General features: G+C 24.8%; 15 protein-coding genes. 13 read left to right on the top strand and 2 right to left on the bottom strand.

The window, feature by feature from the left end:
* Positions 1–5 precede the first annotated feature (5 nt).
* Positions 6–2129, bottom strand: a complete 2124-nt coding sequence (traI, locus tag AVBRAN12642_RS06750) for a TraI/MobA(P) family conjugative relaxase (protein WP_336608149.1) — start codon at positions 2127–2129, stop codon at positions 6–8.
* Complete coding sequence (locus tag AVBRAN12642_RS06745) at positions 2104–2481, bottom strand: plasmid mobilization protein (RefSeq protein ID WP_336607567.1); 378 nt, start codon at positions 2479–2481, stop codon at positions 2104–2106. Before AVBRAN12642_RS06745 ends, traI begins: the two co-directional genes overlap by 26 nt.
* A gap of 199 nt (positions 2482–2680) precedes the next feature.
* Between AVBRAN12642_RS06745 and AVBRAN12642_RS06740 the strand changes: the two genes are divergently transcribed.
* The 13 genes from AVBRAN12642_RS06740 to AVBRAN12642_RS06680 form a co-directional block, all read left to right on the top strand.
* Positions 2681–2986 carry a hypothetical protein gene (locus AVBRAN12642_RS06740; protein WP_336607568.1) on the top strand — a complete coding sequence of 102 codons (306 nt, stop codon included), beginning with the start codon at positions 2681–2683 and terminating at the stop codon, positions 2984–2986.
* Positions 2987–3076: 90 nt separating this feature from the next.
* Complete coding sequence (locus AVBRAN12642_RS06735; protein WP_336607569.1) at positions 3077–3520, top strand: hypothetical protein; 444 nt, start codon at positions 3077–3079, stop codon at positions 3518–3520.
* 703 nt (positions 3521–4223) lie between these two features.
* Positions 4224–4922, top strand: coding sequence for a hypothetical protein (locus AVBRAN12642_RS06730; RefSeq protein WP_336607570.1), 699 nt, complete (start codon positions 4224–4226; stop codon positions 4920–4922).
* Between the two features lie 327 nt (positions 4923–5249).
* Positions 5250–6194, top strand: coding sequence for a P-type conjugative transfer ATPase TrbB (gene trbB / locus AVBRAN12642_RS06725; protein WP_336607571.1), 945 nt, complete (start codon positions 5250–5252; stop codon positions 6192–6194).
* 113 nt (positions 6195–6307) lie between these two features.
* The gene (locus AVBRAN12642_RS06720) at positions 6308–6601 is read left to right on the top strand and encodes a TrbC/VirB2 family protein (RefSeq protein WP_336607572.1); all 294 of its coding nucleotides are present in this window, start codon (positions 6308–6310) and stop codon (positions 6599–6601) included.
* Positions 6601–6894 (top strand): conjugal transfer protein TrbD, encoded by a 294-nt coding sequence (gene trbD / locus AVBRAN12642_RS06715; protein WP_336607573.1) that lies wholly within the window; start codon positions 6601–6603, stop codon positions 6892–6894. The genes AVBRAN12642_RS06720 and trbD overlap by 1 nt, the downstream gene beginning before the upstream one ends.
* Position 6895: 1 nt before the next feature.
* Entirely contained in the window at positions 6896–9367 is a 2472-nt protein-coding gene (locus AVBRAN12642_RS06710) for a conjugal transfer protein TrbE (RefSeq protein WP_336607574.1), read from the top strand.
* The gene (locus AVBRAN12642_RS06705) at positions 9360–10097 is read left to right on the top strand and encodes a TrbM/KikA/MpfK family conjugal transfer protein (protein WP_336607575.1); all 738 of its coding nucleotides are present in this window, start codon (positions 9360–9362) and stop codon (positions 10095–10097) included. The genes AVBRAN12642_RS06710 and AVBRAN12642_RS06705 overlap by 8 nt, the downstream gene beginning before the upstream one ends.
* On the top strand, positions 10094–10852 hold the full coding sequence (gene trbJ, locus AVBRAN12642_RS06700) for a P-type conjugative transfer protein TrbJ (RefSeq protein ID WP_336607576.1): 759 nt from the start codon (positions 10094–10096) through the stop codon (positions 10850–10852). Before AVBRAN12642_RS06705 ends, trbJ begins: the two co-directional genes overlap by 4 nt.
* A 46-nt stretch (positions 10853–10898) precedes the next feature.
* Positions 10899–11198, top strand: a complete 300-nt coding sequence (locus tag AVBRAN12642_RS06695) for an EexN family lipoprotein (RefSeq protein ID WP_336607577.1) — start codon at positions 10899–10901, stop codon at positions 11196–11198.
* A 22-nt stretch (positions 11199–11220) separates the two neighbouring features.
* A complete protein-coding gene (gene trbL / locus AVBRAN12642_RS06690) occupies positions 11221–12369 on the top strand; it encodes a P-type conjugative transfer protein TrbL (RefSeq protein ID WP_336607578.1) in 1149 nt (382 codons plus the stop codon).
* Positions 12370–12470: 101 nt separating this feature from the next.
* Positions 12471–13031, top strand: a complete 561-nt coding sequence (locus AVBRAN12642_RS06685) for a BRO-N domain-containing protein (RefSeq protein ID WP_336607579.1) — start codon at positions 12471–12473, stop codon at positions 13029–13031.
* 2 nt (positions 13032–13033) lie between these two features.
* Positions 13034–13412: VirB8/TrbF family protein (locus AVBRAN12642_RS06680; RefSeq protein WP_336608148.1), on the top strand; the 379-nt coding region annotated here is incomplete at its 3' end.

Genomic DNA, 13412 nt, shown 5'->3' with positions numbered 1-13412 from the left:
ATCCTTTAAAAATCATTGAAATTTATATCATTACTTTCTATGATTTCAACTTTTAAATCATATTTAGATTGTTTTTTTAGTTTATGATACATATCATCAATAATTTTTATATTTAATTCACTATCTAATTTAATTGCATTAGCTTTTTTATCTAATTTTTCAAGTTGCATATTATATTTATTTATAAATTCATCAACATCAACTTTTTTATTTTCATAAAAACCTTTAGCAACATCTACGATTTTATCTAATTTTTCAAAAATACTTACAAACTTATTAATTTTTTTGAATTCTTCTTTATCTTTTATATTGTTTAATAAATAATTGTTCATAGCTTTTAAACCATTGTTATTTATATCATTAACTTTAAATCCATCAATTTGTATATTAACTTCATAGGTTTCAAAAGAATCTATATCATTATAATCAAAACCAAGTTTTTTAAATTCTCCAGCAAAAAAAGTTGCATTATTATTTAATAATTTTTCCTTTGTTTTATTAAATGATTTGATTATTTTTTCCTTCTTGTTATTATCAATACTATCATTTTTATTTATGTTTTTAATTTGCAAATCAACTATTCTTAGTAATGTATTTTTAGTTTTTAAAATTTGTTTATGACTTTGATTTGATTTATGTATTTTATCCATAGCTATGTCTTTAAATTCAATATCTAAATTATATTCATTTGCTACATCTAATATTATTTTTTTAAAATCATCACTACCATTAATATCTAAAACACGCCCAAATCTCTCCATTGATTTTAAAAGAGAATCTAAAATAAAATCTTTATCTTTAATATCTACTTTAAGTTTTAAAAAATCTCCTTTATCTATCATTTTACTTTGCTTATTTTCATATACAATAAAACCATCATTGCTAATACATTTTATATCTTTAAAAACCTTTCTATTATTTAATTCTGAACTAATAGTATTGTCGTCTTTATCCGGTATTATTTGTTTTTTAGATAAAATTTTAATAGCTTCTTCATTATTTTCAAGTGCTTTTGAGATTAAAAAATCTTTCCAAGATATTTTTTTATGCTTTTTGTATGTATTTTTTTGTTCTTGGTTTAAATCTTCTAATTCTTTTTTTAATTTATAAAATGTAAATTTATTGCAACCTTTAAAAGATTTTTTAATTTTTTCTCTTTTAATTTTAATTTGCGATAAATTATAATCTAATTTGCTTTTATTTTCACTTTCATATTGAATATATTCTTGCCATAAATTACTTGTTTTTGCAATTGGTTGTATAGGTTCTTTTTTAAATTTAATTTTATTGTCATTATTAATATTTTCATTTTGAATATTTAAATCAATAGGACCAAAACGTTTTAATAATTGTTGCTTTGATAATTGTCTATGCACAAAACTTGCTTTACAAAATAATTTTTCATTTTTTGAAGATATCGTATAGCCATTTCTGCGCTCTTTTATTTCTAAATCATAATCAAATAATAGCTTTACAATATCATTAAAAGTAGCATTTTCATTATTTAAAACATCTTCTACTTTATTTTCTAATTTATTTTTAACCCACTCATTAAAACCTGTACTCATAGTATGTTTGTTATATATATTTTTATTTAAATCTTTATTTGATATATGATTATCTTTTTGTAATTTATGTTTTTTTTCAAGTTTAATTGCTAAATTTTGTAAAATTTTAACGTCATTATATGGATTAATTACTTTATATGTTATTGGATTGACTTTATTAATAGCTATATGCATATGTAAATTATTAGTATTTGTATGGACCGCACTTACTCTTTGATGTTCTTTCATACAAAGAACAGCAACTATTTCATTTTCTATATCATCTAAAATTTCTTTTTTAGGTTTTTCATCTTCTTTAAAAGATACTATTAAGTGCATAGTTTTATCTTGTTTAGTTATAGTATTTAAAATTTGAGTATTTAAAATTTCAAATATATTATCATCTATATCATCAAAAGAACAATTTGAAAACTTAAATGATTCTACTTTATCATTTTCTTTATGTTCTTTATCTACTATATAATTAAATAATTTTTTATCATCTCTATCAAGTATATAATTTGCTAAATTTTTAAAACTCGATTTGTTTTGCTTTTTAAATATCACTTTTTTTATAATCATTTTTGATTATCTCTTTTGCTTTTTCTTTAAGTTCTATTTGCAAATCTAATATTTTATCTACTATTTTTTCAATATCTTCATAGCTTTTATTTTTTGAAAAATTATTTTTTTTATCTTCATTTTTTACTAACCAATGTTTAAATAAACCACCAAGTCGACCAATATCACCAGCAATTAATAATAAATCACTTGCTACTTTTTGGTCAGTAATTGATTTGATAGGATAGTTATTTGCTATGTTATATAAATATTTAGATACTGAAAAATTATAATTATTAGCTTTATTCTTTATATTGTTATATTCATCTTCGGTAACTCTAAAGTGTATTTGTTTGATTTTATTTTTTTTCATTTGGTGCATATCCTTATTTTTGGAGCTTTAGCGACAAAACTTAGTATTTGTGTAGCAAATACATATCCTGTCCTTTTTAGACTCCAAATTATAGCAAAAAAACAATATTTTTTTATAAAAAATACTATATTGAATTATAATTGCTTATAATTAATTATATTTTATTAAAATTAATTATATTTTATTATTAAGGGCAGCAATGAAACGTGGAGAAGCAAAAATTGAATTTTATAGTAATATTGAATATATTAAGGATAAATATAACTCTGGCATAGTAGTATCTAAAATACTTTTTGAGCATTTCAAAAAAGAAAAAAATATTCAAATGTGTTATGAGCAATTTAATAAATATTTTAACGATGAATTTAAATTAAAAAATCAATTAAATTATACAAAAAATGAAAATATTTCTAAGGATATTAAAGAACCAAAAAAAATAGAAATTAGAAATGATAATAAAGTTTTTTCTCCTTTATACGGTAAAGATATTAAAAAGATTTTATAAAATATATATAGTAATTATATATATTCTATATAAAAATTATATAATTTTAAGATTATTATTATATAATAATTAAAAATTTAAGGAGTTTATTTGAAAAATTTATATTTTTACTTGATTTATTCTTCATTTTGGTATCCATTTTTTGTAGCTTTTATGTTATCAGCTAAAGCAGCTAGTTTAATCACTGATTCTTTTATAATTGGTGCTATTATTGCTGTTTTAGGTTGTTTTTATTTAGGAATGTTATTTATAAAAATAATAGAAATGATTGCAGAATATTTTTATAGTAAAAAATTATTTTATGGTGCATTATTTGAATCAATTTATGTAGTTAGTATTCCATTTTATATTTTTATGGATTTTTATAAATTTTTTTCAAATGAATATTTTGAAATTTTATTTATAAGAATACCGAATTTTACACATTATGGTAATTTTATTAATATAATTATTTATCTAATTTTATATTTTTATTTTGTTAGAAAATATACAAAAATTTTTATTGAAGATAAAAAAAGTGATTTAAAAAAATAAATTAAAAAATAAATTTAAATTTTAATAATAAAACAATAATTTATTTTTAAAATATATAATAAATGCACAAAAACATATCTAAAATTAAAAATTTACATTTAATCTATACTTAACCTTATATACAATAAAAAATAGTTTAAAATCGTTTTTAGAACTTAATTTAAACTTAAAGAATAATTTTTTTTAAAATTTTAAATTTTTTAAAAATTCAAATTTTTTTAAATTTTTACAAATCTTAATTTAAACTTAAAGAATATGATGGTAAAACAAATTTTACAAATCTTAATTTAAACTTAAAGAATAATTTTTTTTAAAATTTTAAATTTTTTAAAAATTCAAATTTTTTTAAATTTTTACAAATCTTAATTTAAACTTAAAGAATAAAATTTAATAAAATTAAATTCTTAAAATTCTTAAAATTTTATTTTTTATTTTGGAGAATATAATAATATGTAATCTTAAAAAATGCTTAAGACATTAAACTGCTATTTTATAGGGGTTTTCTTAAATACGATATTTTTTATCTTGTTTCACACGTGAAACAGAATAACTCACACGTGAAACTAACAATATCACTAGTGAAACAAACGCAATAATAAAAAAATTATTATTTTTCTCAAAATGTTTAAAATGTTTCATTTATAGAAACAAATGTTAATTTTTTTGTTATATTATTTTGTAAGTTTTGTTTTAAAGGATTTTTATGGATATTAGACATTTAGAAGAAGATAGATTATCTAAAAATTTGTTAAGCATTGAAAAAACTAATTTGGATACCAATGGTAATGTTTTAAATAAAGAAGAAATTGTAGTAAAGCATTTTGTTAAACGTGATGAATTTATTCAATTTTTTGTAGAAAATATTAATTTTATTAATACTGAACTTTCAAATATAGAAAGACAAATTTTATTTGCAACAATTACTAGAATGAATTATGGGAATGTAGTTACTATCTATTCAGGGTTAAGAAAAGAATTTATGGCTTTAACAGGACTTAGTAAAGCTTCTGTTTCAAGAGCTATTCAAGGTTTAATTGAGAAAAAAGTTTTATTACCACTAAATACACCTGAACTTCAAGAAAAGTATATGGTTTTTAATCAAGATAGCTTTTTAGTAAATCCAAACATTGTTGGAAAAGGTAGCTTTAGAGAGTTAAAAAGATTAAGACAAATGGTGATTACTGATTTTGATTTTGAAAAACTTGAAGTAAAACAAGAGATAATTAAAGAAACTTATTATTGTGATTATCAAGAGTTGATAAATAAAAATGAATATAAAGTTGATTCTATTGTAAAATCAAACGACAACAATACTTGTCAAACTGAAATTAGAGTAGTTAAGCATAATGAAGAATTAGGTCTTAATGATACGATTATTGATTTAGATAATGAAAAACAATAGTTTCAAACTATGTAACATTTTGAGTAATTTAATAAAAGAATGCTTGATTTGTTTCAAACTATGTAACATTTTGAGTAATTTAATAAAAGAATGCTTGATTTGTTTCAAATTGCTTGACAATTTACGCATATCTTATAAAATAGCGTAAAATTATATTTTAAAAGGTGTTTAATGTTATTAAAACAATACAATTTTTATTTACAAATGTTGACAAATATTGCACCTATTATTCAAAAATTAGAAACTAATTTCGCTCGTAAGGGGGGGGGGGCGAACTAAATTACTTAGTTCAAAAACTTACTTTTTTTACTTTCTTGGAGTTGGCTTATGAATAGCGAACACCAAGAAAGAATAATTGCAAAAATCTCAAGAGAATTTCAAGAAGTTTTAACAGTTTTTAACGACCCAAATACTATTGAAATTATGCTTAATTCTGATGGTAAATTGTGGATTGAACAGTTTGGAAAAGATATGTTTGTTTTGAACAATAACTTTTCTGAAATTAAAGCAAAATCAATTATTACTTCAGTCGCAAGCTATATAGACACAGTTATTAATGCTGATAATCCTATATTAGAATGCGAATTTCCGCTTGATGGTTCAAGATTTGAAGCATTAATACCTCCAGTAGTATCAAAACCGACTTTTACTATACGTAAAAAAGCTATTAAAATTTTTACACTTGATGATTATGAAAATACAAATATTATCACTAAATCTCAAAAAGATTTTTTAGTTAATGCAGTATTAGAAAGATTAAATATTTTAGTTGTTGGCGGAACAGGTAGTGGAAAAACTACTTTTTCTAACGCTTTAATCTATGAAATATCTCAAAAAGCACCAAATCAAAGAATAGTAATCATTGAAGACACAGCAGAATTACAATGTGCTAGTGAAAATAAAGTTATTTTAAGAGCCAATGAAAAAGTAGATATGCTAAGGCTTTTAAAAGCTACGATGAGACTTAGACCAGACAGAATTATAGTTGGTGAAACTAGAAGTAAAGAAGCTTTAGATTTATTAAAGGCTTGGAATACAGGTCATCCTGGTGGAATTGCAACAATACACGCTAATTCAGCCTATGCAGGACTTACAAGACTAGAACAATTGATAGCAGAAGCTAGTAATGCTCCTATGGGACAACTTATAGCAGAAGCTATTAATTTGGTTGTTTTTATCAAAAAAACTATACAAGGAAGGAGAATTGAAGAAATAGCAAAAGTATTAAGTTATGACAATGTAAATAAAAAATATGAAATTCAATTAATTTAGTTGTGTTCATTAAAAAACTATTTCAAATCCTAGCATTTGAAATCATTAAAAAAGTTAGAAAAACGTATAGTACTAGTTTTACTACCTATACGAAAAATTAATAAGGAGAAAAAATGAAAAAATTTTTATTATTGTTTTTAATTTTTGGAGTTGATTATTTATTAGCTTCAACTGGTAGTGGTATGCCTTGGGAAGGACCATTAACACAATTAAAGGCTAGTTTAACAGGTCCTGTGGCTTTTACAATTTCGATTTTGGCAATTATGGGAACTGGTGCTGGTCTAATTTGGGGTGGCGAAATTTCAGGCTTTATGAAATCTTTAATTTATGTAATTTTAGTAGCTGCTGTTGTTGTAGCAGCTAATAATATTTTAGCTATGTTTGGTGTTACTGGAGCATTAATCTAATGCAAGAGTTGCAAAGAGTTGATATATATCAAGCATTAAATAAACCAAACTTAGTGTTTGGTGCAGATAGAGAGTTAGTTTTATTTAATATGTTGATTAGCTTTACCTTAATTTTCACTGGATTAACTTTAATATCAACTCTTATAGGTTGTTTTATTTTATTTGCTGGTGGATTTTTATTAAGAACAATGGCTAAACACGACCCACTTATGAAAGATATATTTCAAAGACAAATAAAGTATAAAAAATACTATGTAGCTCAGGCAAGTTATTTTTCATATTTAAAGGCTTAAAATGTTTTTGCTTAAAGAATTTAGAAATAAAGCTAAAGCTTTTTCAGATATATTAAATTATTCAACCTTTATTGAAGATGGTGTATTATTAAATAAAGATGGTAGCTTAACTGCAGGTTTTTATTATAAAGCAAGTGATATTAGCTCAATTACATTAAATGATAGAAATACAATTGCAACAAATATTAATTCAATTTTAAGTAGGTTAGGAAATGGTTGGGTAGTTCATATTGACTGCTCAAGAACCCATTCTGATTCTTACTTAAGTGGAGATACACACTATATCAGTGAAATAGCAAATATTATAGAAGAAGAAAGAAAAATGTATTTTAAAAATACAAAGCATTTTGAAAATCTTTTTACTATCATATTTACATATTTACCACCACATAAAAATATTAATAAAATTCTTAACTTGATGGTTGAAGATGATACAGCAAAGAATTCTAATAATCAAGGAGTTAAAATACTTGAATATTTTAAAAATACTTTAAATGATTTAGAAAATAGTTTAAGTAATTTTATTGATATTAGCAGAATGCGTGAAAAAATATTAGAAGATGAATTTGGCAATGAATATATTTTTAGTGATTTATTAGAGTTTATTCATTTTTGTATTTGTGGCGAAATTCAAAACGTTATGCTTCCAAAAGTTCCAATGTTCTTAGATTGTATTATTGGAGCCAAAGAATTTATAACAGGGTTTCAACCTAAAATTGATAATAAATATATAGCTACAATAGCAATTGAAGGTTTTCCAGCAGAAAGTTATCCAAATATTTTAAAAGATTTATCAGAATTGGATTTTGATTATAGATTTAATACACGATTTATCTTTATGGATAATTATGAAACACAAAAGTCTTTAAATCAGTATAGAAGAAAATGGCAACAAAAAACTAGGGGATTTATTGACCAATTCTTAGATAGACCTAGCTCAAAAGTTGATGCTCACGCAGTAGCTATGGTAAATGAGTTGGATTCAGCAATAGCTGATAATAATTCAGGTTTAACTGCTTTTGGCTATTACACTGCAAATATTGTTATATTCGACATAGACTTAGAAAGTTTAGAAGAAAAATGCAAAGAAATAAAATTATTATTAGAGCGTTTGGGTTTTATTGCAAGAGTTGAAAATATAAATGCAGTTGAAGCTTATTTGGGCAGCTTACCTGCTCACGTAAATGCAAATATTAGAAGACCAGTAATTAATACTTTAAATTTAGCTCACCTAATGCCATTGAATAGCATTTGGGGCGGAGAAAAATATAATTCTAACGATAAATTTCCGCCAAAATCTCCTGCTTTAATGCAAGTTGTAACAGGTAGCTCAACACCTTTTAGACTTAATTTACACGTAAGTGATATAGGGCATACACTAATATTTGGTCCTACCGGGGCAGGTAAATCTGTTTTATTAGCTAACCTATTGCTTAATTTTCAAAAATATCAAAATGCTAAAGTATACGCTTTTGATAAAGGTCGTAGTTTATATGCAACCACATTAGCAACTGGTGGAACTCATTATAATATTGCTAGTGAAGGTTCAAAACTAGCATTTGCACCTTTAGCAAATATAAAAACAAATACTCAAATCGCTTGGGCTGAAAGCTTTATTGCAACTTGTTTGGAGTTACAAAATGTGGAATTAACACCAAAACATAAAAAAGCAATTCACGAAGCTTTAGAATCACATATTAAAACTAATTCAAAATCTTTTACTGAATTTGTATCAAATTTACAAGACCAAGAATTAAGAGATGCTTTACATCATTACACAATTTCAGGTCCAGCTGGATTTTTATTAGATGCAGAAGAAGATAACTTAAACCTTAGTAATATAACTACTTTTGAGATTGAAGACTTAATGAATTTAGGCGAACAAAATATTATTCCTGTATTGCTTTATTTGTTCTTTAAAATAGAACAAAGCCTTGATGGAAGTCCAACAGTTGTAATTATTGATGAAGGCTGGATCGCTTTAGGTCATAAAGTATTTAAAAATAAAATAGTTGAATGGTTAAAAGTTTTAAGAAAAGCAAACTGTGCGGTAGTATTGGCAACTCAAAGTCTTAGCGATAGTGCAAAAAGTGGTATTCTTGATGTATTACAAGAATCTTGCCCTACAAAAATATTTTTACCAAATAATGAAGCGTTCAATAAAGGTAGTGAAAACACACTTGGTCCTTATGATTTTTATAAAATTTTTGGTCTTAATGATGTTCAGATATCAATTATAAATAATGCCATTAAAAAGCGAGATTATTACTATGTTTCGCCGCTTGGAACAAGATTATTTAGCTTAGCTTTACAAAAAATCAATTTAGCTTTTACTGCTTGTAGTGATAAAAAAAGCGTTCAAAAAATCAAAGAATTACACGAAAAGTATCCGAATGATTGGGCTTTTAAATTCTTAGATGATAAAGGAATTAATTATAAACATTATCAAATTAAAGGAGAAAAAAATGAATAAGGTAATTTTATCCTTATTTATAGCAAGTAATTTATTTGCTAATACTTTTACTGGCGAAGTTAAAACTGCTTGTGAAGTGCTTTTATGCTTATCTACACCAAATAAGCCATCAGAATGTGCTGCACCACTAAAACACTTTTTTTCAATTAAACACAAGAAGTTTTGGAAAACATTAGATTTAAGAAGAAGCTTTTTAAATTTATGTCCAACAGGCAGCACAGACAATATTGAAGATGATGCTATTATGACTGATTTAAAAGAAGCTATTATAAACATTCCGCACGAATGTACACCAGAAGTATTTAATAGACAATATGAATATTCTACAAAACAAGTTTTTAATGAAAGCTCTAATTCTTATGAAGATATAAAACTAATAAGAATAACAAAAAATATACCTAAAACCTGCGTTAGATTTATAAATAATAAATACACAGATATGACAATGCCTATAAATACTTGTAGTGATAGGTTTTTTACAAGCACCGAATGGAATCAAGGATATTATGAAACAATAGTTTATAAAACACCTAGTGTAAGGTTTCCTAGTAGGCTTGATACTATGCAAATACCTAATACAGTTAAAGAACTTTTAGCAGCTAATAAAATTTATAAAAGTCGTATAAACTATAAAGTTGGCTCAGGAGAAAATAGCATTGCAAAAATGTACTACTACGATGTTTATAGACAAAAACACCAAATCAATAAAAAATGCTGGAGATATAAATGAAAATAAGTAAAATTTTATGTATTTTTTTATTTGGAGCAAATATATGTGCTTCAGGAATTCCTACGGTTGATATTGCTGCTATTGCAGGTCAGCTTAAAGATTATTACACACAAATTGAACAAATACAACAATTAACTACTCAGATTAATCAATATAAAAATATGATTGAAATGAGTAAAACTAATTTAAAAAATTTAACTAAATTTGACTGGCAAACACTTGATAGTATTTTATACCAAACTAATAATATTATAAATTCAGCAGGTGCATTATCATATAACACAAAAAATCTTACTGATAAGTTTGACAATCTATATAAAAATCCTGAAACTATTAGACAAGATTATATTAATTCAACAGATGAACAAAGAATATTAAATAGTTATAACTATAACAAAAGAATTAATGATAATCTAAGAATAACTAGTCGTGCTACTTTAGAAAAAATGAAAGCAAATAATAAACAATTAGAAGAAGAAAGTAAAACAATCAAAAAACTAAAAGAGCGTTCAGAAGGTGCAAAAGGACAATTACAAGCAACTCAAGCCGCAAATGATTTATTAGCTTACCAAATAGATGAACTAAGAAAGCTAAGGGTTGCAATGATGGACCAAATGGCTATGTTATCAAATGTTATAGCAGCTCAAAGTATGAAAGAACAAGCTATGGAAGAAAAACTACACGAATTTTATAAGGATGCCAATAAGGCAGGAAGGACTCAAAAGATTATTCCTAGTGTAACCAAATGGAAATAAATGTTATATAATAAATTGTTTTTAAATTTTTATTAAAGGAAAAAAAATGAAACAATTTATTTCAAGTTTAATGGTTGTAGGTGCTTTAACTTTTTTTGTTGGTTGTGGTGATGAAGTTAAATCTATTGATTATTATATACAACACCCAGAAGAAGCAAAAGCTAAAATTGAAAAATGTAACAAAATGGGGAAAATGAGTGAAGAACAAAAACAAGATTGTGGAAACGCAACAGAAGGTAGATTTAAGGCAGATTTGCGAAATCTTGGAAAAAGCCAAAAAATCATTCCTAGCGTTACCGAATGGAAAGCAAGTAATTCAGAAACTGAGGAACCTACAAAAAAATAAACATATCCTATATATTTTATTTTTGCTCCTAATACCAAATATAGTTTTAGGAGCTACAAATGTTCCTGGCTCCGATAGTATTTTAAATGAATTAAAATCAAATATTTCAAGTTGGCTTCCAAATATTAAAAGAGTTTGTATTTATGTGTTTTATTCTTTAGCTGTAATTGATATAGTTTGGACCTTTAGCGAAAAAGCCTTAAAAGGTTTTGAATTAGGAGATTTTTTAGCAGCATTAATAAAAAAAATTATCTATATAGGAATTTTCTTATTTTTATTCAATACTGATTTATGGATTAAAACTTTATATACAGGTTTTCAACAACTTGCCACAAACGTTACTTATATCAATGTAACACCTTCAACTATTTTAGACAAAGCTTTTAGTATTGTAGGAGCAATTTTTAAATCTATGAGTCTTGTGTCTCCTGGAGATTCTTTTTTAAAAATAATTATAGGAGTTATTGTTTTAGCTGCTTTTTGTTTGATGGCAATAGATTTATTGATTGTTTATTTGAAATTTTATTTACTAAATATCATTTGTTATTTTGCTTTTGCTCTTGGTGGTTTATCACATTTCAAACAATTAGGACTTAATCCTGTTTTAGCAGCAATTAAAATAGGTATAGAACTATTTTTAATTTCAGCTTTTATGGGCTTATGTGTTAATTTTATGATAGATTTAATTGATGAAAACATTGATTTTGATTACTTAATGAGCATACTAGCTATGGCTTTAATATTTTGTATTATTACGAAAATGATTCCTGGAATGATAGAATCAGTCATGAATGGTAGTATAGGAGAAACCGCAGGTGCTAGTGCTAGTTTTAGAGCAGTTACTGCAACTGCTGCTGGAATAGCAACAGGAGTAGCCATTGGTGGTGTCTCAAAAACAATAAGTGCATTAAATGAAGCAAATAAATTGAATAATATAACAGGAGCTAACGAAGGTAAAGGTAAGGTTGGCAAATTACGTAATGCTTTTAAAACTGCATATAGCGAAACAAAAGAACAATTTAAAGCAAATTTTGGAAAATCACAAGTATCAGAAAGCTTAAGAGAAAAAACCAAAGAAGTTCAAGAAGCAATTAAAAAAGCTGAAGGAACTATTAGCGGAGATAAAAATAATAACACAAATGAAAACTACGCTAGTGGAGTTGAAAAATAAAAAAGTTTAAAAAAGAGCTTAAATGCCTATAAAATAAAAGTTTAAAGTGTATTTAAAGGGGGTGGTATTATATACCACCCCCTTTAAAAAAAGGAGAAAAAATGAAAGAAGAAGTAACGATTTTTAAAAAAAAGAATTTGGGTAAGGTTAGAATTGCAGGAGATTATGAAAATCCTTTATTTTCTTTAAATGATGTATGTAAAAGCTTAAATATATTAGATTCAAGACAAGTAAGAGAGTCAATAGAAAGAGAATTTGAAGGGGTTATGTTAAACATAACCCCTTTTAAAACAAAAGGTGGAATACAAAAACTAGTAATGATAACCGAGCCACAATTATATTTTTTAATTATGCGTTCAGATAAGCCAAAAGCAAAAATGTTTAGGCAATGGGTTATTAATGAAGTATTACCTGCTATTAGAAAACAAGGTAAATATGAGTTGCAAAACAATCAAGCACTAGAAAATCAAGCTGCTAAATACAACATTCCAAAACTTTCAAAATATAAACAAGAAATTATAAAGACCATTACAAATATGGAAACAAAATTTAAATGCGATTGTAATGAATTAGTTGAATATGAAATAATTGAAAGTTTTAAAGATAATCAATTTGAAGTAGTAAAAAAAGTTCAAATTAATACACTAAATTTTAAAGGATAACAATGAAAAAACTATTTGAGAAAAAACAAGTAAATAAAAGTGAAATAGATACGAGTTATAATCCATACCTTGATGCTAAAAGAGAATGGCTAGAACGTTATGGAGATTATATCGCACAAAAACATAATTGGCAAATACTAGCAATGCTTTCTGTATTTGTATCTTTAATATGTGTGCTTTTTTTAGGTTATATAGGAACACAAAACAAATTAGTTCCATATATAGTTGAAGTTGATAAATTAGGCAATACAAGTCGTGTTGGCATAGTCTCAAATACTGATTTAAAAAATGTAAATGTTATAAAATATAGCATTAATACTTTTATTACTTCTTGGCGTTCAATTTGGGGAAATATAGATATTCAAAAGAAATTTATATTTG

It is taken from the genome of Campylobacter sp. RM12642 (genome assembly GCF_020137635.1).
Lineage (GTDB): Bacteria > Campylobacterota > Campylobacteria > Campylobacterales > Campylobacteraceae > Campylobacter_E.
This window is presented reverse-complemented; position numbering and strand designations above follow the sequence as displayed.

Excerpts from the sequence above, each read along its gene's own strand:
- AVBRAN12642_RS06720 (WP_336607572.1), top strand. The coding sequence starts at position 6,308 with ATGAAAAAATTTTTATTATTGTTTTTAATTTTTGGAGTTGATTATTTA.
- traI (WP_336608149.1), bottom strand. The coding sequence starts at position 2,129 with ATGATTATAAAAAAAGTGATATTTAAAAAGCAAAACAAATCGAGTTTT.
- trbB (WP_336607571.1), top strand. The coding sequence starts at position 5,250 with ATGAATAGCGAACACCAAGAAAGAATAATTGCAAAAATCTCAAGAGAA.
- AVBRAN12642_RS06740 (WP_336607568.1), top strand. The coding sequence starts at position 2,681 with ATGAAACGTGGAGAAGCAAAAATTGAATTTTATAGTAATATTGAATAT.
- AVBRAN12642_RS06730 (WP_336607570.1), top strand. The coding sequence starts at position 4,224 with ATGGATATTAGACATTTAGAAGAAGATAGATTATCTAAAAATTTGTTA.
- AVBRAN12642_RS06685 (WP_336607579.1), top strand. The coding sequence starts at position 12,471 with ATGAAAGAAGAAGTAACGATTTTTAAAAAAAAGAATTTGGGTAAGGTT.
- trbD (WP_336607573.1), top strand. The coding sequence starts at position 6,601 with ATGCAAGAGTTGCAAAGAGTTGATATATATCAAGCATTAAATAAACCA.
- AVBRAN12642_RS06745 (WP_336607567.1), bottom strand. The coding sequence starts at position 2,481 with ATGAAAAAAAATAAAATCAAACAAATACACTTTAGAGTTACCGAAGAT.
- AVBRAN12642_RS06710 (WP_336607574.1), top strand. The coding sequence starts at position 6,896 with ATGTTTTTGCTTAAAGAATTTAGAAATAAAGCTAAAGCTTTTTCAGAT.
- AVBRAN12642_RS06705 (WP_336607575.1), top strand. The coding sequence starts at position 9,360 with ATGAATAAGGTAATTTTATCCTTATTTATAGCAAGTAATTTATTTGCT.
- AVBRAN12642_RS06695 (WP_336607577.1), top strand. The coding sequence starts at position 10,899 with ATGAAACAATTTATTTCAAGTTTAATGGTTGTAGGTGCTTTAACTTTT.
- trbJ (WP_336607576.1), top strand. The coding sequence starts at position 10,094 with ATGAAAATAAGTAAAATTTTATGTATTTTTTTATTTGGAGCAAATATA.